The sequence below is a fragment of the Mycobacterium sp. GA-1285 genome, assembly GCF_001499905.1.
Taxonomy (GTDB): Bacteria; Actinomycetota; Actinomycetes; order Mycobacteriales; family Mycobacteriaceae; genus Mycobacterium.
In genome coordinates, this window is sequence record NZ_LQIS01000012.1 from 263,871 (window position 1) to 284,554 (window position 20,684).

The window sequence follows — 20,684 nt, forward strand, 5'->3', positions numbered from 1 at the left end:
CTCAGAGCTCTTTCGGTTCGCCGGTGCCCATGTACTTGGACAACTGATAGTGAAGGTTCACGGTGCTGCGTTCGCGGTACGGGTTGGGTTTGGTGCCGGAGAAGCCCAGCGACTTCATGCCCTGCTGCACGGCGGCCATGTTGCTGAAGTCCTGGGGCAGCACCGACAGCCAGTTCGGGCTGTCCTTGGGCGTGTACTCCCAACGTGTCTGGGGCTCTTGACTCTTCGGGAACAGCTCCAACGTCGCCACTTCGAAGATGCACTTGTTCGGGTCGTAACTCGGGTGCGGACGGGCGCCGTAGCACAGCGCGGTCGTCAGGCCTTGGCCGATCTGGAAGTTCGGGAACACCTGCCACGCCGTGCCCGCCTGCCCGAGGATGTCGGGCGGAATGGTCGGCCAGATGACGCCGCGGGCCTCGTCGTCGCGCCTGGCCGACGAAAGCCAGTGCTCGAGAACCTTGTCGGGGGGCGTGCCCTCGGGCAGTTCGTCGACCAGTCTCTTCGCCGCGTTCACCAGCGTCTCGGTGGTGGTGGCGTTTGTCTGTTCCCAGGTGTACATCTGCATCTCCGCGGTGGAGACGCGCGGATCGTCGCCGGTGCCCAAGCGGATCTTGGACCTGGTGGCCTCCATGTCCTTCGGCGCGTCGTATCCGATGTTGCTGTGTTTGCCCTGCGCCTTGGCCCAGCCCTTGAACTCGCCGAACTTGTTGAATTCCGGATGCGTGGTGAACACGTGGTAGGTCTCGTTGAAGGCCTCCAGCGCCACCTTCCAATTGCAGTCGAAATACAGCCATTTGCGCCACTTGTAGCGCATGTTCTCCAACCCGAACGGGTCCAGGATCTTGGCTGCCGGGAACAGGTAGTCGGCAAGGGGCTCGCAGTCGGGGTCCATGTTGACGAACAGCCAGCCGCCCCAGGTGTCGACCTGAACCGGAACGAGATGGGTGTTCTGCGGAGTGAGCGCCCCGTTCCAGTCGTCCTGTTCGCGGATGTGCGTGCAGGCGCCGTCGAGTCCGTATGTCCAGCCGTGGAATCCGCACACGAACGATTTGCGGGCGCGGCCGACGGCGTTCTTCTCCCCGTCGGGGGTGTCGACGAGGCGGCGGCCGCGGTGCATGCACACGTTGTGGTGCGCCCGGAACTCGTTTTCCCCCGTGCGCACGACGATGATCGAGTCGTCGAGGACGTCGTAGGTCAGATAGCTGCCGACCTCGGGCAGCTCTTCGACGCGGCCGACCTGCTGCCACACCTTGCGCCACAGCCTGTCCCGTTCGGCACGCGCATACTGCTCGGAGACGTACGCCTCCACGGGAATCGTCATCGGCTCCGAGAGTTCTTCTGGCGCCCGCACTTCACGGTCCTGCGTATCGGTCATCTGAAACTCCTTAGAACCGGCTGATCTCTGCGCGGAAGGTTTCGTCTTTGAGGAACAGCGACGTGTTGTCGGCACCGAGGTGCGTCCACTTCAGGTTGAGTCCACCGTCGACGAGCAGCGTCTGCCCGGTGATGTAGCTCGACAGGTCCGACAGCAGGAACAGGATCGCCCCCGCCTGCTCTTCGGGCCGGCCCCGCCTGCCCATCGCGATCGCCCTCCGATCCCGGTCGGGGTCGACGTCGACGTAGGTGCGTGACGCGGCGGTCTCGGTCACCCCGGGCGCCACCGCGTTGACGCGGATGTTGTCGAGCGCCAACTCGGCGGCCATGGTCCGCGTCATCGCGACCACCGCGGCCTTGGCCGTGCCGTAGGCGATGTGGAACGGCGCGGTGTTCATCCCGCTGATCGACGACACCGAGACGATGGACCCGGGGCCGCCGCCCGAACGGATCTCGGCGGCGACGGCCTGGCTCATAAAGAACGCGGTCTCGAGGTTCGCGGTGAACAGCGCCCGCCAGTCCTCGCGCGTCACCCGGGTCGCAGGCATCCACGTCGACGGCGCTGCGCCACCGGCGATGTTCACCAAGCCGTAGAGGTCACCATCGGTTTGGCGAACCTGCTCCATCACGGTGGCTACGCCGTCGTCGGTGGAGGCGTCGGCCGACACGGCAACGACCGGCAGACCCTGGTCGGCCAGCGGCCCGACGTGTTCGTCGAGGTTCTCCTTCGACCGGCTGACGGCCACCACCGTGGCGCCGGCCTCGGCCGCCATCCGGGTCACGGTGGTGCCGATTCCGCCGCCGCCCGCACCGGAGACGACGACGACCCGCCCATCGAGTCTCAAGAGGTCGGTCACCTTAATTGTCCGGACAACGAATGTGGCTCTCCATGTTGCAGAACACTATTCCCCAGCGCGAATCGACCCGTCAAGGGCGGAGCAACTTCTTTCACGGCCTATTGTCTGGACTAAGCAGCCTTGCTAACGTGCCAGGTCATGACGCACTCGGCGACGGGATCCTCGCAGCAGTCTCGCTATCCGGGCGGAAATCCGGCAGCCGCGGACGGGTGGCGCGTCGAGCGGATCACCGCCCCGAGCCGGCTGTTCGGCGCGAACGGTTTGCGCACGGGTCCGGACGGCCGCGTCTATGTCGCCCAGGTGACGGGCAGCCAGATCAGCGCTCTGGATCTGGGTACCGGGGACCTCGAAACGATCAGCGCCAAGGGCGGTGACATCGTCGCCCCCGACGACGTCGCCTTCGACGGCGACGGCAACCTGTTCGCGACCGAGGTGATGGACGGACGGGTCAGCGTGCGGGACGCCACGGGCCGCACGCGGGTCCTGCGCGACGACCTGCCGTGCGCCAACGGCATCACCGTGCATCAGGATCGCTTGTTCGTCAACGAGTGCCGTGACGGCGGGCGGCTGATGGAACTGGATCGCGGCACGGGGGCCGAGCGAGTTCTGTTGGAGAACCTGCCGTCGCCGAACGCCATGGAGGTGGGTCCGGACGGCCTGCTGTACTACCCGCTGATGACGGCCAACGAGATCTGGCGCGTCGACCCGTCGGGAGGTGAGCCGCAGCGGGTGGCCGCCGACCTCGGTGTCCCCGATGCGGTGAAGTTCGACCCGCAGGGCAATCTGGTCTCCACACAGGTGGCCAGCGGCCAGGTGCTGCGCATCGATCCCCGAAGCGGTGAGAAAACCCTTCTGGCTCAACTGAACCCGGGGCTGGACAACCTAACGTTCGTCGGGGACCGGCTGTTCGTCTCGAACTTCACCGGTGAGATCACCGAGATCGTCGGCGTCGGCGAGACCCGCACGCTGCTCGGCGGCGGGTTGAACTGGCCGCTGGATCTGGCCTTCGGTGAGGACGGCCGGCTCTACGTCGCCGACGGCACCTACTTCTACACCGTCGGCGACGACGGATCGCTACAGACGGTCGGGATGCTGTTCTCCCCCGGGTACCCCGGCTTCCTGCGCGGGCTGGCGCCCGTTTCGGGCAATGGGTTCGTGGTCGCCACGTCGGGTGGTCAGATCGGTCGATACCGCCCCGCCGATGGTGTGACCGACTATCTCGCAGACGGTTTCGACCAGCTCTACGGTGTGGCGGTCGGCCCGGGTGAGCGGATCGTGTTCACCGAGCTCGGCACGGGACGGGTGCACGCGCTCGCCTCCGGCGGCACCGAGGTGCTGGCGACGGATCTGCGGGATCCGGTCGGCGTGGCCTTCGACAATGACGGCCGCTTGCTGGTCGCGGAATCCGGGGCGGGACGGGTGATCGCGGTCGGCGATACGAAGGAAGGTGCGACGGAAACGGTGGTCGACGGTTTGCAGCGACCGCAGGGCGTCGCGATCGCCGACGACGTGCTCTACGTCGTCGACGCCGGCGCCAAGGAGGTGGTCGGCGTGAACCTGGCCACCCACGCGCGCACCACGATCGCGTCGGATCTTCCGGTGGGCCCGCCGCCCGGCGTGGAGCCCAAGCCGCTCAAGGGAATGCCGCCGTTCTCGGGGCCGCAGGGACCGTTCGCGGGTATCACCGTCGGCCGTGACGGCACGCTGTACGTGTCGGCCGACGGCGAGGGCAGCGTGCTGGCGCTGCGACGCACATGACCGTCAGCCCAACCGACCATCGCTACCTGCAGGTGGCGCGCACCCTGCGCAAGGAGATCGTCGACGGGATCTATCCCGTGGGCTCGCAACTGCCCACCGAACAACAACTGTGCGAACGGTTCGCGGTCAGCCGCTACACCGTCCGAGAGGCGCTGCGCCGGCTGCGCGAGGACAACCTGATCGCGTCCCGGCCCCGGGCGGGCACCCTCGTCGTCCCCCGACCCGCATCCAATTCCTATGCGCAGGACGTCGTTTCGATCGACGACCTGCTGGCGTTCGCGGCCGGAGCACAACTGACGATCGAGTCCAACGCGATGGTCACCGTCGGCGACGAATTGGCAGACCGCACCGGGCTGCCCGCCGGGTCACAGTGGCTCGCGGTTCGCGGCTGCCGGCAGGCCGAGGGCAGCGACACACCGGTCTGCACCACCGAGTACTACATCAACCGGGCGTTCGCGGCGGTCGGGCGTCTGCTGCAACGCCATTCGGGACCGATCTTCCCGCTGATCGAGGATCTGTTCGGGGTCAGCATCGTCGAGGTGCATCAGGAGATGGCGGCCATCACCGTGACGCCGGAGCTCGCCGAGGCGCTCAAGGTCGACGCCGGCAGCGCCGCTCTGGAGATGCGCCGCACGTACACGACCTCCGACGGTGAAGTCGCGCAGGTGACCGTCAACACCCATCCGTCGTCGCGGTACCGGCACTCGATGACCATGCGCCGGATCAGGGGTTAGGCCGCACCGTGCGCGTCGACGAGAGACGCAGCGCCGACGCCTACCGGCGCGGGCTGTGGGTGCACGACACGCTGGCCGACGCACTGCGGGATGCGGCCACCTCGACGCCCGACCGGATCGTGTTGGTGGACGGCGATCTTCGGCTCACCTGTCGGGACCTTCACGACCGCGCATCGGCGTTGGCGCACACCTTGACGTCACGGATGCCCCCCGGCAGCGTGGTGTCGTTTCTGCTGCCGAACTGGCACGAGGCCGCGGTCGTCTACCACGGCGCGACGTTGGCCGGCATGGTGGTCAACCCGATCCTGCCCTCGATGCGCGATCGCGAACTGTCGTTCATTCTGCGTGACGCCGACGTCCGGGCGATCTTTGTGCCGTCGGTGGTCAACAAGCACGACTACGTCGCGATGCTGGACAGGGTCACCGGCGCGATGTCCGCCCCGCCCGAGGTCGTCGTCGTGCGGGGGGACGCGGGCGATCACACACCGTACGATTCGATGTTCAGCGGCGAGGGCACAGGAGTGCTGCCGGTGTTGAACGCGGACACGGTGCGCATGATCCTCTACACGTCGGGGACTACTGGCCGGTCGAAGGGCGTTCTGCACACCCATAATTCGATTCACGCCCTGATCCGCCAGATCGGAGAGCACTGGCAGGTCGCGGCCGGAGACACGTTCCTGGTGCCCTCTCCGATCGCGCACATCGGCGGGTCGATCTACGCGTTCGAATGCCCCCTGCTGCTGGGCAGTACGGCCGTGCTGATGCAACGCTGGGATCCGGACGCCGCGGTGACGTCGATGCTCGACGAGCGGGTCACCCACATGGCCGGGGCCACGCCTTTCCTCGACGGGTTGCTCGCCGCCGCGGAGCGGGCCGGGACCCGGCTACCCGAACTGAGGGTGTTCATCTGCGGTGGCGCGTCGGTTCCGCCGTCGTTGATTCGCAGGGCTACTTCTTATTTCGAGAATGCGGCGGTATCGCGCGTCTACGGCTCGACGGAGGTTCCGGTGACCACGGTCGGCGCGCTGGACGATGCCGAGCATGCGGCCGAAACCGACGGCAGGCCCGGTATCGCCGACATCAAACTGGTCGACGGAGAGATCCGTGCGCGCGGTCCCCAGATGCTCGTGGGCTATCTGCATCCCGAGGACGAGACGGCCGCCTTCGACGACGAGGGCTACTTCCGCACCGGTGATCTCGGCAGATGGGTCGACGACGATTTCCTCGTCGTCACCGGACGCGCCAAGGACATCATCATCCGCAACGGGGAGAACATCTCCCCCAAGGAAATCGAGGACATCCTCATCGAGCATCCGGGCATCGCGGAGATCGCGATCGTCGGTGTACCGGACGAGCGCACGGGTGAGCGGGCGTGCGCGGTCGTCGTCGCAACCGATCAGCCGGCTCCCGACGTAGCGGGCATGCGCGCGCTGCTCGAGGAGCACGGCGTGGCCCGGTTCAAGACACCCGAGCAGGTGGTGGTGTGGGAGGCGTTACCGAAGAACGACGCCGGAAAAGTGTTGAAGCATCGAATTCGAGCGGAGCTGGCATGACCACGGACGCGAGGAGCGAAATGGGCAAGGTAGCGATCGTGACCGGGGCGAGTAGCGGCATCGGATTCGGTTGTGCGACAAAGCTGGCCGAGGCGGGCATGGCCGTGCTGGGCACCGGCCGCGACGACACCAGGCTCGCCGCGTTGGAGAAGGCGATCGGTGACACCGACCGCGTCGCAACGGTCGCCGTCGACCTCACCACCGACGATGCGCCGCAGCGGATCGTGGAGGCCGCCCTGGACCGCTGGGGCCGCATCGACTTCCTGGTCAACAACGCCGGCGTCGGAAGCCCCAAGCCGCTGCACGAAACCGACGACGAATCCCTGGATTATTTCCTGGGATTGATGTTGCGGGCGCCGTTCCGGCTGGCCCGCGACGTGATCGTGCACATGGAGGCCGGCTCGGGGATCGTCAACGTAACGTCGACCTTCGCCGTCGTCGGCGGCCTGCGAGGTGGCGCGTACTCCGCGGCCAAGGGCGGGTTGACCTCGCTGACCCAGCACATCGCATGCCAGTACGGCCCGCAGGGAATCCGTTGCAACGCAGTCGCTCCCGGCGTCACCCTGACACCGATGGTGGCGACGCGCCTCGAGGACGAGCGGTTCCGCAAGATCAACACCGAGATGACCCCGTACCCACGCTTGGGCGAGGTGAACGACATCGCCAGCACCGTGGCGTTCCTGTGCTCGGAAGGAGCGAGCTTCATCAACGGGCAGACCATCGTCGTCGACGGTGGGTGGAGTTCGACGAAGTACCTGTCGGATTTCGCGCTGAACTCCGAATGGGTGGCCCGGCAGTGAACCTGTTCGCTCTGCTCGACCAGGCCGCGAGCCGCTTCGGTGACCGTGGTGCGGTGTATCACGGTGAGCGGCAACTACAGACGTGGGCGCAGTTGCGGCAGCGGTCGCTCCGGTTGGCCGGTTCGCTCGGTGCGCCGGGCACGCGGATCGCCGTCGCGAGCGAGAACCGCCCGGAGATCATCGAGTTGATGTTCGGGGTGTGGGCGGCCGAATGTGTGTACGTGCCCATCAATTACAAGCTGCACCCCCGGGAGATGGTGCAGATCCTCGAGGACTCCGGTGCCACCCAGGTGTTCGCCTCGCCGAAGATCGCCTCAGCGCTTGCACCGGAGACCGCGGTTCCCATCGCGATCATCGGCACCGACGGTTACGGAACCTGGTTCACCACAGAGTCTTCCGACCCGCCGAACACCGATCCAGAGACCCTGGCCTGGCTGTTCTACACCAGCGGAACGACCGGGAAGTCCAAGGGCGCCATGCTGTCACACCGCAACCTGATGGCGATGACGGTGTCACATCTCGCCGACTTCGACTCGCCCGACGAGGACTGCACTCTGGTGCACGGTGCGCCGATGTCGCACGGCTCGGGCCTCTACATCCCGCCGTACGTGTTGCGCGCGGCGCGCCAGGTGATCCCCGAGTCGGGGGCGTTCGAGCCGGACGAGTTCCTCGACCTATGCGAGCACCATCGCGGTTGCAGCGCGTTCCTCGCGCCCACCATGGTGCAGCGCCTAGTGCAGACCGGTCGCGCCTGTCCGCCGAATCTGCGGACCATCGTCTACGGCGGCGGCCCGATGTACGTCGAGAGCCTGAAGAAGGCGATGACCGCGTTCGGCCCGGTCTTCGTGCAGCTGTACGGCCAGGGCGAGGCGCCGATGACGATCACCGGGTTGCGGCGAGCCGACCACGTCGGCACCGACGACGCCGTTCTCGGGTCGGTCGGCTACGCACGGTCCGGGGTGGACGTGGCCGTGCGCAGGGCCGACGGAACACCCGCCGATGTCGGCGAGATCGGCGAGATCGTCTGCCGCGGTGACGTCGTCATGTCGGGCTACTGGCAGAACCCCGAGGCGACCGCCGCCACGCTGCAAGATGGCTGGTTACACACCGGCGACATGGGCTCGTTCGACGAGCGCGGCTTGCTCACGCTGCGGGACCGGTCCAAGGACGTGGTGATCAGCGGCGGCAGCAACATCTATCCCCGCGAGGTCGAGGAGGTGCTCCTCGAACATCCCGGTGTCGTGGAGGCCGGCGTCGTCGGCGCACCGGACGAGGAGTGGGGCGAGGTGGTGGTCGCGTTCATCGTCGGGTCGGCGTCGGCAGACGAGTTGGATGCACACCTGCTAGACCGCATCGCCCGGTTCAAGCGCCCGAAACGCTATGAGTTCATCGACGAACTGCCCAAGAACAGCTACGGCAAGGTGCTCAAGCGGGAGCTGCGCGACCGGGTGCGATCGGTGCCGCGGTAGCACCTGTGTCCGTCATCACAGACGATCCTGGTTTGGAGCTCATTCGGCAGGGGTATCAAGCGGGCTGCTCTACCGAAGGATGACGATGACCGACCACATGCCGACCGCCGACGGGTCGCCCGCCTCCGAAGGGTTGGCCACGCTGGCGCTGCTTCTGCATGCGATGGCGTTGTTCGCCTCGACCGCCTGCCTCGCCGCGTTCCTCATCGGGCATTCGACCATCGCCCTGACGGGAGGAGTTCTCGCGGTGCTTCACCTCGTCGGCGCGAGGGCCATCGTCCTCCTCGACAGCAGCCTCGAGAAGCGCCGCCTCGGCCGAGAGGCATCGGCCCGGCCGTTCGGCGACTACGCCCTCGCCGCCGGCTCGCTCTGACGCGACGGACCGACCCGCCTACTGGGCCGGCGCGAACACGGACTTGAACCGGTTCAGCGACTCCTGGATGTCGCTCTTGAGCGCTGCGGCGACCACCATGCCGATGGGACCGAACAGCGCGGGACCGCCGAGATGCACATCGAACGTCACGGTCGATCCGGCGGGTTCCTTCTCAGCCGGTCGCACCTTGCCGATCAGTTTGACCTTGACGCCCCCTTTGCCGTCCCCGTTGAGCGTCATCGCCTCCGGCGGACGGTAGTGCACGATGGTCCACTTGATCCGGTTCGGCATGCCCTTGACTTCAACGATGGACTCCAGCGTCGTGCCCTTCTCCAGCGTTTCGGGCAATTTGCTGCGCCACACCCGGTGGATGCTCAGCCATTCCTTGTAGCGGGCCAGGTCGGATGCGCACGACCACGCCTGCTCCGGCGGCAGGGGGACGTCGACGGACACGGAGAGTTTGGCCATGGCTCAGGGCTGCTGCGGCGGCTGCTGCTGCGGCGGCGGACCCTGCGGCGGCTGCTGCTGCGGCGGAACCTGGGGCGGCTGCTGCGGCGTTGGAGGCTGGGGTGGCGGTCCACCCTGCGCGGACGGGTTGTCCTTGTTCACATAGTTGCGCGCGGCGTCCTGGACCTTGTCGACGTGCTGGGCGTATTTGCCCTGCGTCTTGCGGTCGACGATGTCACCGGCCTTGTCGATCGCGGTGTCCACCTTGTCGGCGTTGCGGGCCAGCAGATTCTTCACCTTGTCGAGAAATGCCATGCACGAGAGGCTACTCGGCCCGCCACAACCGACGTCGCTCGCCCAACACCGCCCCCTGGATCCACCAGATCACCTCGATGGCGGCCGCGGCGAGAACGCCGATGCCCAGCGCGATCGACGTCGTCTTGACGTTCGAGATGTCGAGCATGAACAACTCCTGCGCCAGCGGTATGGAGAAGATCAGGACGTAGGCCAGGCCCGACACGGCGACCAACGCCACCCGCCACCACTCGTACGGCCGCGCCACGACCGCCAGCACCCAGATCGCCCCGACCAGCAAGGTGATCAGCGCCGCGGTCGACGCCTGGGTCTGCTCGACGGGGGTGGCCTCGCGACCCTGGTACGCCGCCAGATACGAGATGAACGTCGCGACACCGATGACCAGACCCGAGGGCAGGGCCGCCGTCATCACGCGCCGCACGAACCCCGGATGTGCGCGTTCCTTGTTCGGCGCCAGCGACAGGATGAACGCCGGGATACCGATCGTGAACCACGCCGCGATCGTCACGTGGATCGGCTGGAACGGGAACAGCAGCGGGTCGGTGCCGAAGAACTTCGACGCCAGACCGGCCAGGCCGACGAACGTCGCCAGCAGCACCGAGTACACCGTCTTGGTCAAGAACAAATTCGAGACGCGTTCGATGTTGCCGATCACCCGGCGTCCCTCACCGACGACATACGGCAGCGTCGCGAACTTGTTGTCCAACAACACGATTTGAGCCACGGCGCGCGATGCCGAGCTGCCCGAGCCCATCGCGACACCGATGTCGGCGTCCTTGAGCGCGAGCACGTCGTTGACCCCGTCACCGGTCATCGCGACCGTGTGCCCGCGGGACTGCAGGGCGTGCACCATCGCGCGTTTCTGGTCGGGGCGGACCCGTCCGAAGGTGGTGTGCGACTCGAGCGCATCGGCCAGCTCGTCGGTGACCTGCGACAGCTGCCGGGCGTCCATGCACTCGCCGTGCAGGCCCAGCGAGCCCGCGACCGCACCCACGGACACCGCGTTGTCGCCCGAGATGACCTTGATCGAAACCGTTTGAGAGGCAAAGTAATCGAGGGTGTCGCGGGCGTCGGGCCGGACACGCTGTTCGAGGACGACCAGCGCGGCGGGAGTGACGCAGCCGGGAGCGTCGGGGTGGTCGACCGGCAGGTCGCTCGCCCCGAGCAGCAGCACCCGCAGCCCGGAAGAGCCGATCTGCTCGGCGTGTTCGGCGACCGGCGAGCCCGGTGCGCACAGCACGTCGGGGGCGCCGATCACCCAGTTGCCGTGCTCGCCGTAGGACGCGCCACTCCACTTGGTGGCGGACTTGAACGGCGCGATGGCCGTCGCCGTCCAGCCGGGAGGCATCTTGTACGCCTCGGCGATGGCCTGCATGCTCGCGTTCGGGCGGGCGTCGTCGGCCGCGAGCTGCGCCAGAATGTTTCCGACGTTCCCCAGCTCGCGCGTGGGCCCGGCCTCGTCGAGCCGCTCGAGATCCGAGACCCGCATACCGTTTTCAGTCAGGGTGCCCGTCTTGTCGGCGCAGACGACGTCGACGCGGGCCAGGCCTTCGATCGCGGGCAGTTCGTTGACCAGACACTGTCTGCGGCCCAACCGAATCACGCCCACGGCGAACGCGATCGACGTCATCAGGACCAGGCCCTCGGGCACCATCGGCACCAACGCGCCGACCATCGCCAGCACTGACCGCCGCCAACCGGACTCCGTGGTGAACAGCTGGGTGTAGATGGTCAGCAGCCCCGCGGGAATCAACAGGTACGTGATGAACTGCAGGATCTTGTTGATGCCGCTGCGCAGTTCGGAATTCACCAAGGTGAACTTGCTGGCCTCTTCGGCGAGCTTGGCCGCATACGCTTCGCGGCCGACCTTGGTGGCGCGGTAGGCACCCGTGCCCGCGACGACGAAGCTGCCCGACATCACCTGATCGCCAACGTCTTTGGCAATCGCGTCGGCTTCCCCGGTCAGCAGGGACTCGTCGACCTCGAGGTTGGCATCCTCGACCACCTCGCCGTCGACCACGATCTGGTCGCCGGGTCCGAGTTCGATGATGTCGTCGAGGACGATGTCGCTGGGGCTGAGCTGCTGAGCAGAGGGTCCGGCGCTGGTCTGCCTGCGCACCAACGGTTTCGTCTGACCGACGATCGCGAGCTTGTCCAGCGTCCGCTTGGCGCGCAGCTCCTGGATGATGCCGATGCCACTGTTGGCGATGATCAGCAACCCGAAGGCACCGTTGATGATCGAGCCGGTGGACAGCACGATGATCAGCAGCACCCCGAGGATCGCGTTGATGCGGGTGAACACGTTGGCCCGCACGATGTCGGACACGCTGCGCGCCGCTCGCGTCGGGACGTCGTTCGTCTTGCCTTCGGCGACGCGTTGTGCGACCTCGGCTTCGGTCAGCCCGGCGGCCTGTATCTCGGGTGCGGCGGTCACTTGACGAACGTCCCCTTCTTGAACGTGTCGTAGTACTCCAGTGTGAGCTTGTCGCGGTCGACGCCGTCGAACACCGCGGTGGAAACCGTTCCCGGCGGCGCGTTCTCGGTGACGAAGGAGAACGTGAAGGTGTTGCCGTCCCAGTGCTCGAGCGGCACATCGAGCTTCGAGCCCAGCGCCAACCGCAGCTCGCCGTCCTTTTCGGTGATCCGGGCGGGCCCCCAGTAGTCGTTGCGGTAGGTGCCGACGTACGACGTCAGCGGCGCAGCCGGTACGGGATTGGCCGGCGGTTGCTTGCCGACCAGCGACCCGACCGGTTTCTCCATGTCGGCGAACGCCTCGCTGTAGAGGCCGTACCAGTCCTCGCGTACCTCGCCGAACTGCACCAGGTCGGCGAACTGCGCGGTCAGCGACTCCGGCACACCCGAAGGCGTGGCGTTGGTCAGCGCGACGATCGCGACGTCGGCCGACGGCAGGATCAGGAAGTTCGTTCCGGTGCCGAGTTCGAAGGCGCCCGAATGGCTCAGCTCCATGCGCGCCGCCGAGGTCGAGCCGACGTTGAAGCCGAAGCCGTAGAAGCCCGACCTCGCCGCGGGTTCGGCCGCCGGGCTCGACACGATCTGCGGTGTGAGAGCGGGCAGCAGAGCCTTCGAGGCAACGATCTGTCTCCCCTCATGGCCGCCGTCGGCCAGCACCATGGCCAGCCAACGGGTCATGTCGTCGACCGACGAGCTCGCCCCGCCCGCCGGTGCTTCCGGGTCGGCATCGCGGACGAAGGCCGGTTCGTAGCGCCCGTCCATGTGGATGTGACCGACCGCGCGGTTGGCCCTGGCCCGATAGTCGGTGAAGCGATAGCTGGTCTGCCCCATGCCCAATGGACGGAACAGCACCTCGTCGGCCAGCACCTCCCACGGCTTGCCCGCACCCACCGCGACCGCCTCGGCACCCGCCGTGTATCCGAAGTTCGTGTAGGCGTACGAGATCCGGAACGGGTCCAAGGGAAGCTGGCGCAACCGCTCCAGCACCTGCCTGCGGTCGTACCCGAGGTCCTCGAGCATGTCGCCGGCGTGGTCGGGCAGTCCGGAACGGTGCGACATCATGTCGCCGACGGTGACCATCGAAGTGACCACCGGGTCGGACAGCGCGAACCACGGCAGCTTGGACACGATCGGGGTGTCCCAGCCGACGGTGCCCACACCGACCTGGTGGGCGACCACGGTCGCCGCCAGAGATTTCGACACCGAGGCCAGTTGGAACACCGTGTCGGGCTCGACCCGGTTCTCCTCCACGTCCGGCTTGGTGGCGTCCTTGACTCCGAAGCCCTTGGCGTACACGGTCTTTCCGCCGTGGACCACGGCGACCGCCATACCGGGGATTCCCGACTTCCGCATCAGGTCCTCGGCCATGCCGTCGAGTTCGGCCACCGCGTTGTCGACCGCGTTCTCCGGCAGGGGCATCGCGGGCACCAGCGGCGGCGGGACGTCGGACTGCGCGGTCGGCGAGGACGGCGGGGACGGCGGGGCGGGTTCGGGGCGGTCGGCACCGCAGCCCGCAACGAGCAGCAACCCGACGACGGCCACCCTGGCCAGTGCTTTCATGAGCTGAACGGTAACCCGGCGAGCGCACGGTTGCGGTACGCGAACCGCGAGTGCGCCTGCAAATGAGGGTGCGCTGGGCAGGGCGTACCTAGAACCGCCACCACGGATCGAGCGGCGGTGTCGCGTCCAACCGGACCCGTTGGCCCGGCTTGGGCACCGCTATCTGCACCTTCTCCGCGTCGGCGGCCCGCAGTAGCCGCTCGACCGGTTCGGCCCAGGGGTGGGGAGCGAGCCGGAAGGTGGCCCAGTGGATCGGCACCAGAAGTCCCTTGTCGGCTTCGGCGACGTCGCGATGCGCCTTCACCGCCTCTTCGGGGTTCATGTGGATGTCCGGCCACGCCGGGTGATACGCACCGACGGGCAGCAGCGTCAGGTCGAACGGTCCGTGGTTTACGCCGATCTCAGCGAAGCTCGTGGTGTATCCGGTGTCGCCGCCGAAGAAGGCCCGGTGCCGCGGGCCCATGATCACCCATGACGCCCACAGCGTGGTGTTGCGGGACAACAGCCGGCCGGAGAAGTGCCGCGCCGGCGTGCAGACCAGGGTGAGCTCACCGATCGTATGGCTCTCGTTCCAGTCGAGCTCGACGATCCGGCTCTCCGGGATCCCCCACTTACGCAGGTGCGCGCCGATACCGAGCGGGACGACGAACGGTGCCCGCTGGGTGCGGGCGAGCCCGGTGACCGTTTCCATGTCGAGGTGGTCGTAATGGTCGTGGCTGACGACGATCGCGTCGACGGCGGCCAGCGCCTCGAGCGGAGCGGGTACCTCATGCATGCGCTCCGGGCCGACCGTCTGAGACGGTGAGCACCGGCGGCTCCACACCGGGTCGGCCAGCACGCGGTAGCCGTCGAGTTCGACCAGCGCCGAGGAGTGACCGAACCAGCACGCCGACACCTGCGTCGAATCGGGTTCGGTGGGTGACGGTGTGACGACGGGAATCGGGCCGTCCGGCCTGGTGATGCCGCGCGAGCCGATCAACTCGCGCACCAGCAGTCGCTGCTGTTCGGCGTCGATGCTCAGCATCGACGCGGGTTCGAGGTTGACGAACACCCCGTCGCGGTAGTTCGGGGAGCGCCGCGCGACCCGCTCGATCTCCGTGGGCGACGCGCCCAGCGCCGCGGGTGCGCCCTTCAGTGCGCGCAGCAGCCAACCGCCGGCCAGCAGGGAGGCCGTGCCGAAGCCGATGCGCAGCGCCGATCGGATCATCAGGCCCCCTTGAACCTCGGGGGTCGCTTCTCGATACGTGCGACCTGCGCCTCGATGATGTCCTGGCTCGCCCACGCCCGGTCGAACAGATCCTGGTGTGCCGGCCACGGGTCCTCATAGGCGCCGTCGTCGTTGAGCACCCGCTTGGCGTGCTGCAGGGCCAGCGGCGCGAAGCCCGCGATCTCCTGCGCCCAGGCCTGGGCGTCTTCCAGCGTGCCGATGCGGTTGGCCATCCCGGTCTGCAGTGCGACGTCGGCGGTGAGCCGCTCGGCCGCCAGCAACATGCCGCGGGCCCTACCGGCCCCGACGAGCGACGTCAACCGACGGATGCTCCAATTGTCCAGCGCGATGCCGTATTTCGCGACGGGGAACTGGAAGTACGCCTCGGGCGCGACGACGCGCAGGTCACAGATCATCGACAGGATGACCCCGGCGCCGATCGCGGGTCCGTTGATGGCGCCGATGACCGGTACGGGCGCCGCGTCGATCGCCAGGTTCAGCGCCCGGGCCTTGTCGGGCAGTTCGTCGGCGACGCCTTGGCCGCCGGAGAGGTCGGCGCCGGAGCTGAACACATGGCCCTGCCCGGTCAGCACGATCACGCGCACGTCGTCGGCGGTGGCCTTCTCGATCGCTTCGCGAAGCCCGTCGACGAGTTCGGCGTTGAGCGCATTGCGGCGCTCGGCGCGCTGCATCTCCAGGGTCAGCACGTGGCCGTCGCGGGTCACACCAATCATGTCGCCACCCTATATAGGCTCGCGTCATGAGCCGGATCGGCGCCCTCGAGGTGCGCGATGCCGTGCTGGACGCCGGTTCGTTCCGAGGCTGGGACGGTGCGCCCACAGACGTCGGGGCCGACGGTGACTACCGGCGCGCGTTGGACGCAGCGGCCGCCAAGACAGGGTTGGACGAGTCGGTGGTGACCGGCGAGGGGACGGTCTTCGGCCGCCGCGTCGCGCTGGTGCTGTGCGAGTTCGACTTCCTGGCCGGCTCGATCGGGGTGGCGGCGGCCGAGCGGATCACCGCGGCGGTGCAACGGGCGACGGCCGAACGGCTGCCGCTGCTGGCGTCGCCCAGCTCGGGTGGCACCCGGATGCAGGAGGGCACCGTCGCGTTCCTGCAGATGGTCAAGATCGCCGCGGCCGTCGAACTGCACAAACGCGCGCATCTGCCGTATCTGGTGTACCTGCGGCATCCCACGACCGGCGGGGTGTTCGCGTCGTGGGGGTCGCTGGGACACGTGACGGGCGCCGAACCCGGTGCGCTGATCGGCTTCCTCGGGCCGCGGGTGTACGAACACCTCTACGGAGAGCCGTTTCCCGAGGGCATCCAGACCGCCGAGAACCTGCACCGCCACGGCGTCATCGACGGTGTCGTGCCGCTCGAATCGCTGCGCGAAACGCTGAACCGGACGCTGACCGTGGTCGCCGATCCGCCGGGCTCGCCGCCGTCTGGGCCCGAACTCGGGCCGCTGCCCGACGTGCCGGCGTGGGAGTCGGTGGAGGCCTCGCGGCGGCCGGACCGCCCGGGCGTGGGATACCTGCTGCGGCACGGGACGACCGAGCGGGTGCTGCTGTCGGGGACGGGGCAGGGCGAGGCGGCGACGACGCTGTTGGCGCTGGCCCGGTTCGGCGCGCAGCCCGCGGTGGTGCTCGGACAACAACGCGTGGTCGGCGGAACCCGGACGCGAGGAGGAAGAGAAGTGATGGTGGGACCGGCGGCGCTGCGCGAGGCGCGACGCGGGATGGCGTTGGCCGAGGGGCTGCAACTGCCGCTGGTGCTTGTGATCGACACGGCCGGACCGGCGTTGACCGTCGAGGCCGAGCAGGGTGGTTTGGCCGGTGAGATCGCGCGCTGCCTGGCGGAACTGGTCACCCTGGACACGCCGACGGTGTCGGTGCTGTTGGGTCAGGGCAGCGGCGGGCCGGCGCTGGCGATGGTGCCCGCCGACCGGGTGTTGGCGGCGCTGCACGGCTGGCTGGCGCCGCTTCCGCCGGAGGGTGCCAGCGCGATCGTGTTCCGCGATCTGGACCACGCCGCGGAACTGGCTGCCGCGCAGGGCATTCGGTCAGCGGACCTGCTGCGCGACGGCATCGTCGACGTGGTCGTGCCCGAAAATCCCGATGCCGCCGACGAACCGATGCAGTTCACGCGGCGGTTGTCGACGGTCGTGGCCAACGAACTGCATTCGCTGCGTTCGGTTTCCGGAGCCGAGCGGCTCGAGACGCGGCTGCAGCGCTACCGACGGATCGGGTTGTGAGTCAGCCCCCGAGCTCGGAGACCGCGGTGTCGAGTTGTGCTGCCTGCTCTTCGATTTCGCGGTCGGACGGCGAGTCGCCGATGCGCTGCACCAGGTCGTCGCGGGCCACCACCTCGAGGGCGCCGCGGTAGTCGGCCGATGCGAGCCGGCCCGCGCCGATCACCTCCACCCGGCCTTCGATGACCACCAGCACGGCGTTCCTCTCCTCGGACTGCAACAGTGTGCGTACATCCTCGGCCGAGATCATGATGAGCTCCGTCCCGTCTGTTGTTGTAGCCGGTCGATCATCTCGGAGGCCTGGGCCTTGGTCAGGTTCTCGGGAACCTCCTCGCCCGCCTCCCGCGCCAGCGTCGTCAAGTAGCTGCGCTGCGGACCGGTCATCGGCTCGTCACCGGTGACCCAGTCCGAGCGGTCCTTCTGCGGATTCTCCTGCGGCGCGCGGCCGGCGTCCTCACTCATGGCCCTAGCTATGCCCGCTGATCGACTGGTCTATGCGACCGTCATCGCGCTGAGCATCGCGATGCAGGTGACGAGGTCCAGCGGCAGTCGCACCCGGCTGCGCCGGGTCCAGCGCACGGCCGCGGCCTCGTCGACCTCCGCCGGATCGCACTTTTCGAACGTCACCGCCTTCGGTATGAAGTCGACCAGCGACCACACCCGCATCACCGCGTGGCTGACCAGCGCCACCAGCAGCGCGGTGCGCACATCGGCGTGAGACCACCCGACGATGAGCGAGACGATGAGCAGCACCTCGAAAGCGGTGTGCGCCGGGATCCAGAACCGGCGTCGCGAGAGTCCGCCGTGGTGCGCCTGGATGATGCCGGGTCGTTTGGGCCAGGCGGGGTCGACGACGACGGTCTCGTAGAGTCCGCCTCCGAACACGACACACGCCAGCAGCGCGGTGGTGGCGATCAGGATGAGTGTCGGGGTCCACATCACCGCCGATTATTACGGTGTGCACGAGTCGTGCGTGCCCCACCCATGACACGATCGAGCGCATGGCTGGAGTCAATCCGTTCCGCATCGCGTTTTCCGACGCCGACCTCGACGACCTGCGGTCCCGGTTACGACGCACCCGGTGGCCGGAGGCCGAATGCGTCGACGACTGGAGCCAGGGCATTCCGCTGGCCTACACCCGCGAACTGGCCGACTACTGGCTCAACGAGTACGACTGGCGCGCCCGCGAGGCGGCGCTGAACCGGTTCGAGCACTACACCACCGAGATCGACGGCCTCGACATCCACTTCATCCATCAGCGCTCGTCGCGGCCCGATGCCTTCCCGTTGGTGATCACCCACGGCTGGCCTGGTTCGATCGTGGAGTTCCACAAGGTGATCGAACCGCTCACCGAGCGCGGCTTCGACGTGGTCTGCCCATCACTGCCGGGCTACGGGTTCTCGGGCAAGCCGACCAGTACGGGGTGGGGCATCGAGAAGATCGCGACGGCGTGGGACACGTTGATGGGCAGGCTGGGCTATGACCGGTTCGGGGCGCAGGGTGGCGACTGGGGTGCGGCCGTCACGACGCAGATTGGCCGCAACGGGGGTCGCTGTAAGGCCATCCACCTGAACATGCCGCTGGGCTTCCCACCCGGCAAGCTCGAGAATCCGACCGAAGAGGAGCAGCGGGCGCTGGAGCGCGGCGCGTACTACCAGAAGTGGGACTCCGGCTATTCCAAGCAGCAGTCCACCCGGCCGCAGACCCTCGGCTACGGGCTCGTCGACTCCCCGGTCGGCCAGCTCGCCTGGATCGTCGAGAAGTTCTGGTCGTGGATGGACTGCGACGGCCACCCGGAGAACGTGCTGACCAAAGACGAGCTCCTCGACAACGTGATGCTGTACTGGCTCACCGCATCGGGCGCGTCGTCGGCCCGCCTGTACTGGGAGAGCTTCAACGCGTTCGGCGGATTCGACCGCGTCGAGCTTCCGACCGGCGTCGCGTCCTTCCCCAAAGAGATTTTGCAGGCCCCGCGCGACTGGTGCGAGAACGGATACAACATCACCCACTGGACGACGATGCCGCGCGGTGGTCACTTCGCGGCGTTCGAGCAACCCGACCTGTACGTCGACGACGTCGCGAAGTTCTTCGATAGCGTGCGATAGATGGGCAGGACGTTCGAGGCCGATTACTTGGTCGTGGGGGCGGGCGCGATGGGGCTCGCGTTCACCGACACGTTGGTCCACGAGTCGGATGCGACGGTCGTGATGGTCGATCGCAACGACCAGCCCGGCGGGCACTGGACGACGGCGTACCCGTTCGTGCGGCTGCACCAGCCGTCGGCCTACTACGGGGTGAACTCGCGCGGGCTGGGTAGCGACACCGTCGACGAATTCGGGCTCAACGCAGGCTATTACGAGTTGGCCAGCGGTGCCGAGGTGTGCGCCTATTTCGACGCGGTGATGACCCAGCACCTGCTGCCGACCGGGCGGGTGACCTACCTGCCGATGAGCGAGTATGTCGGCGACGGGCGGGTGCGCACGTTCGGCGGTGAGGACATCGAGGTGACGGCACGGCGGGTGGTGACCACCCGGGTCGAGGTCGTGGTGCCGTCGATGCGGCGCCCGTCCTACGACATCGCCGACGGCGTCCATGTCGTGCCGCCCAACAGCCTGCCGCGCCTGCCCGATCCGCGGGACCGCTATGTGATTGTCGGAGCGGGGAAGACGGCGATGGACTCCTGCCTGTGGCTCTTGCGTCACGGCGTCGCGCCGGAGCGGGTGACGTGGATCAAGCCCCGCGAGTCGTGGGTGCTGGACCGCGCGGCCATCCAGCCGGGGCGCCAGTTCGCCAAGCACACGATCGGCGACTTCGCCAATCAGTTGGCCGCGGTGCGCGAGGCGGAGTCGCTCCCCGACCTGTTCGAGCGGCTCGAGGACAAGGGCTGTCTGCAACGCATCGACCGGTCTGTCGAGCCGACGATGTACCGGTGCGCGATCCTGTCGCAGGCCGAGCTGTCCGAGTTGCGCCGCATCACCGACGTCGTGCGGATGGGCCACGTCAAGGCGATCGAGCCCGGGCGGATCATGCTCGACGACGGCGTCCGTGACGTCGACGGCTCGGTGCTCTACATCGACTGCAGCGCAGACGGTTTGGGTAAAGAGCCGGTGACGACGATCTTCGACGGCGACCACATCGCGCTGCAGACCGTGCGCACCTGCCAGCCGGCGTTCAGTGCGGCCGTCATCGCTCACGTCGAGGCGGCGTACCCCGACGACGACACGCGCAACACGTTCTGCAAGCCGGTTCCCTACCCGCACGTTCCGATCGACTGGCTTCGGATGATGTTGATTTTTAACCAGAATCAGCTGCAGTGGTTCTCCGACCCGGACATGATGGCCTGGGTCGACGCGGCGCGGCTCAACGCGTTGCACCACGTGACCGCCAACATCAGCGAGCGGGCACGCGACCGGATCATCTCGATGCTCACCTCGGAGCTTCCGGCGGTCAACGAGAAGTTGGAAGCGCTGCTGGCGTCGGCCTGATTCGCGACGAAACTGAACTTCTGTCT

The 20,684-nt window shown here is 67.6% G+C and carries 20 protein-coding genes; 9 read left to right on the plus strand and 11 right to left on the minus strand.

The genetic code is table 11. The annotated features are described in order from the left end of the window. Position 1: 1 nt before the first annotated feature. Both AU193_RS10065 and AU193_RS10070 read right to left on the minus strand, forming a co-directional pair. On the minus strand, positions 2 to 1,375 hold the full coding sequence (locus AU193_RS10065) for an SRPBCC family protein (protein WP_064422195.1): 1,374 nt from the start codon (positions 1,373 to 1,375) through the stop codon (positions 2 to 4). Between the two features lie 10 nt (positions 1,376 to 1,385). Next, on the minus strand, positions 1,386 to 2,231 hold the full coding sequence (locus AU193_RS10070) for an SDR family NAD(P)-dependent oxidoreductase (protein ID WP_064422196.1): 846 nt from the start codon (positions 2,229 to 2,231) through the stop codon (positions 1,386 to 1,388). Between the two features lie 138 nt (positions 2,232 to 2,369). Between AU193_RS10070 and AU193_RS10075 the strand changes: the two genes are divergently transcribed. From AU193_RS10075 to AU193_RS10100, 6 genes are all read left to right on the plus strand, one after another. After that, complete coding sequence (locus AU193_RS10075) at positions 2,370 to 3,989, plus strand: SMP-30/gluconolactonase/LRE family protein (protein WP_064422197.1); 1,620 nt, start codon at positions 2,370 to 2,372, stop codon at positions 3,987 to 3,989. After that, positions 3,986 to 4,723, plus strand: a complete 738-nt coding sequence (locus AU193_RS10080; RefSeq protein WP_064422198.1) for a GntR family transcriptional regulator — start codon at positions 3,986 to 3,988, stop codon at positions 4,721 to 4,723. The genes AU193_RS10075 and AU193_RS10080 overlap by 4 nt, the downstream gene beginning before the upstream one ends. Before the next feature lie 8 nt (positions 4,724 to 4,731). Then, a complete protein-coding gene (locus AU193_RS10085) occupies positions 4,732 to 6,276 on the plus strand; it encodes an AMP-binding protein (protein ID WP_064422199.1) in 1,545 nt (514 codons plus the stop codon). Further along, positions 6,273 to 7,076 carry an SDR family NAD(P)-dependent oxidoreductase gene (locus AU193_RS10090; protein ID WP_253867722.1) on the plus strand — a complete coding sequence of 268 codons (804 nt, stop codon included), beginning with the start codon at positions 6,273 to 6,275 and terminating at the stop codon, positions 7,074 to 7,076. Before AU193_RS10085 ends, AU193_RS10090 begins: the two co-directional genes overlap by 4 nt. Next, the gene (locus AU193_RS10095; protein WP_064422265.1) at positions 7,073 to 8,545 is read left to right on the plus strand and encodes a long-chain fatty acid--CoA ligase; all 1,473 of its coding nucleotides are present in this window, start codon (positions 7,073 to 7,075) and stop codon (positions 8,543 to 8,545) included. Before AU193_RS10090 ends, AU193_RS10095 begins: the two co-directional genes overlap by 4 nt. An 85-nt stretch (positions 8,546 to 8,630) precedes the next feature. Next, complete coding sequence (locus AU193_RS10100; protein ID WP_156425162.1) at positions 8,631 to 8,918, plus strand: hypothetical protein; 288 nt, start codon at positions 8,631 to 8,633, stop codon at positions 8,916 to 8,918. A gap of 18 nt (positions 8,919 to 8,936) precedes the next feature. Here AU193_RS10100 and AU193_RS10105 read toward each other — a convergent pair whose 3' ends face one another. From AU193_RS10105 to AU193_RS10130, 6 genes are all read right to left on the minus strand, one after another. Further along, positions 8,937 to 9,386 carry an SRPBCC family protein gene (locus AU193_RS10105; protein ID WP_064422201.1) on the minus strand — a complete coding sequence of 150 codons (450 nt, stop codon included), beginning with the start codon at positions 9,384 to 9,386 and terminating at the stop codon, positions 8,937 to 8,939. 3 nt (positions 9,387 to 9,389) lie between these two features. Beyond that, positions 9,390 to 9,680, minus strand: coding sequence for an antitoxin (locus AU193_RS10110; RefSeq protein WP_064422202.1), 291 nt, complete (start codon positions 9,678 to 9,680; stop codon positions 9,390 to 9,392). A gap of 10 nt (positions 9,681 to 9,690) precedes the next feature. Then, positions 9,691 to 12,096, minus strand: coding sequence for a cation-translocating P-type ATPase (locus AU193_RS10115; protein WP_371259177.1), 2,406 nt, complete (start codon positions 12,094 to 12,096; stop codon positions 9,691 to 9,693). A gap of 14 nt (positions 12,097 to 12,110) precedes the next feature. Beyond that, entirely contained in the window at positions 12,111 to 13,712 is a 1,602-nt protein-coding gene (locus AU193_RS10120; RefSeq protein ID WP_064422204.1) for a serine hydrolase, read from the minus strand. Between the two features lie 88 nt (positions 13,713 to 13,800). Next, positions 13,801 to 14,919: an MBL fold metallo-hydrolase gene (locus tag AU193_RS10125; protein WP_064422205.1), complete on the minus strand. Its 1,119-nt coding sequence runs from the start codon at positions 14,917 to 14,919 to the stop codon at positions 13,801 to 13,803. Then, a complete protein-coding gene (locus AU193_RS10130) occupies positions 14,919 to 15,653 on the minus strand; it encodes an enoyl-CoA hydratase (protein WP_064422206.1) in 735 nt (244 codons plus the stop codon). The genes AU193_RS10125 and AU193_RS10130 overlap by 1 nt, the downstream gene beginning before the upstream one ends. Before the next feature lie 26 nt (positions 15,654 to 15,679). Between AU193_RS10130 and AU193_RS10135 the strand changes: the two genes are divergently transcribed. Then, a complete protein-coding gene (locus tag AU193_RS10135) occupies positions 15,680 to 17,176 on the plus strand; it encodes a carboxyl transferase domain-containing protein (protein WP_064422207.1) in 1,497 nt (498 codons plus the stop codon). 1 nt (position 17,177) lies between these two features. On the opposite strand, the gene AU193_RS10140 is transcribed toward AU193_RS10135, so the two are convergent. The 3 genes from AU193_RS10140 to AU193_RS10150 are packed head-to-tail and all read right to left on the minus strand — an operon-like array spanning position 17,178 to position 18,112. Continuing rightward, positions 17,178 to 17,423 carry a hypothetical protein gene (locus AU193_RS10140; protein ID WP_064422208.1) on the minus strand — a complete coding sequence of 82 codons (246 nt, stop codon included), beginning with the start codon at positions 17,421 to 17,423 and terminating at the stop codon, positions 17,178 to 17,180. Continuing rightward, on the minus strand, positions 17,420 to 17,635 hold the full coding sequence (locus AU193_RS10145; protein WP_064422209.1) for a DUF3072 domain-containing protein: 216 nt from the start codon (positions 17,633 to 17,635) through the stop codon (positions 17,420 to 17,422). Before AU193_RS10145 ends, AU193_RS10140 begins: the two co-directional genes overlap by 4 nt. Positions 17,636 to 17,665: 30 nt before the next feature. Further along, positions 17,666 to 18,112, minus strand: coding sequence for a hypothetical protein (locus AU193_RS10150; RefSeq protein WP_064422210.1), 447 nt, complete (start codon positions 18,110 to 18,112; stop codon positions 17,666 to 17,668). Between the two features lie 62 nt (positions 18,113 to 18,174). Between AU193_RS10150 and AU193_RS10155 the strand changes: the two genes are divergently transcribed. Together AU193_RS10155 and AU193_RS10160 are read left to right on the plus strand one after the other, a co-directional pair. After that, complete coding sequence (locus tag AU193_RS10155; RefSeq protein WP_064422211.1) at positions 18,175 to 19,278, plus strand: epoxide hydrolase family protein; 1,104 nt, start codon at positions 18,175 to 18,177, stop codon at positions 19,276 to 19,278. Next, positions 19,279 to 20,658: an NAD(P)-binding protein gene (locus AU193_RS10160; RefSeq protein ID WP_064422212.1), complete on the plus strand. Its 1,380-nt coding sequence runs from the start codon at positions 19,279 to 19,281 to the stop codon at positions 20,656 to 20,658. The last annotated feature ends 26 nt before the right edge of the window (positions 20,659 to 20,684 follow it).

Bases quoted from the DNA above. Each gene is read 5' to 3' on its own strand.
- AU193_RS10160 (WP_064422212.1), top strand. From the start codon at position 19,279: ATGGGCAGGACGTTCGAGGCCGATTACTTGGTCGTGGGGGCGGGCGCG.
- AU193_RS10065 (WP_064422195.1), bottom strand. From the start codon at position 1,375: ATGACCGATACGCAGGACCGTGAAGTGCGGGCGCCAGAAGAACTCTCG.
- AU193_RS10150 (WP_064422210.1), bottom strand. From the start codon at position 18,112: ATGTGGACCCCGACACTCATCCTGATCGCCACCACCGCGCTGCTGGCG.
- AU193_RS10075 (WP_064422197.1), top strand. From the start codon at position 2,370: ATGACGCACTCGGCGACGGGATCCTCGCAGCAGTCTCGCTATCCGGGC.
- AU193_RS10130 (WP_064422206.1), bottom strand. From the start codon at position 15,653: ATGATTGGTGTGACCCGCGACGGCCACGTGCTGACCCTGGAGATGCAG.
- AU193_RS10105 (WP_064422201.1), bottom strand. From the start codon at position 9,386: ATGGCCAAACTCTCCGTGTCCGTCGACGTCCCCCTGCCGCCGGAGCAG.
- AU193_RS10080 (WP_064422198.1), top strand. From the start codon at position 3,986: ATGACCGTCAGCCCAACCGACCATCGCTACCTGCAGGTGGCGCGCACC.
- AU193_RS10145 (WP_064422209.1), bottom strand. From the start codon at position 17,635: ATGAGTGAGGACGCCGGCCGCGCGCCGCAGGAGAATCCGCAGAAGGAC.
- AU193_RS10110 (WP_064422202.1), bottom strand. From the start codon at position 9,680: ATGGCATTTCTCGACAAGGTGAAGAATCTGCTGGCCCGCAACGCCGAC.
- AU193_RS10155 (WP_064422211.1), top strand. From the start codon at position 18,175: ATGGCTGGAGTCAATCCGTTCCGCATCGCGTTTTCCGACGCCGACCTC.
- AU193_RS10125 (WP_064422205.1), bottom strand. From the start codon at position 14,919: ATGATCCGATCGGCGCTGCGCATCGGCTTCGGCACGGCCTCCCTGCTG.
- AU193_RS10120 (WP_064422204.1), bottom strand. From the start codon at position 13,712: ATGAAAGCACTGGCCAGGGTGGCCGTCGTCGGGTTGCTGCTCGTTGCG.
- AU193_RS10135 (WP_064422207.1), top strand. From the start codon at position 15,680: ATGAGCCGGATCGGCGCCCTCGAGGTGCGCGATGCCGTGCTGGACGCC.
- AU193_RS10140 (WP_064422208.1), bottom strand. From the start codon at position 17,423: ATGATCTCGGCCGAGGATGTACGCACACTGTTGCAGTCCGAGGAGAGG.
- AU193_RS10100 (WP_156425162.1), top strand. From the start codon at position 8,631: ATGACCGACCACATGCCGACCGCCGACGGGTCGCCCGCCTCCGAAGGG.
- AU193_RS10090 (WP_253867722.1), top strand. From the start codon at position 6,273: ATGACCACGGACGCGAGGAGCGAAATGGGCAAGGTAGCGATCGTGACC.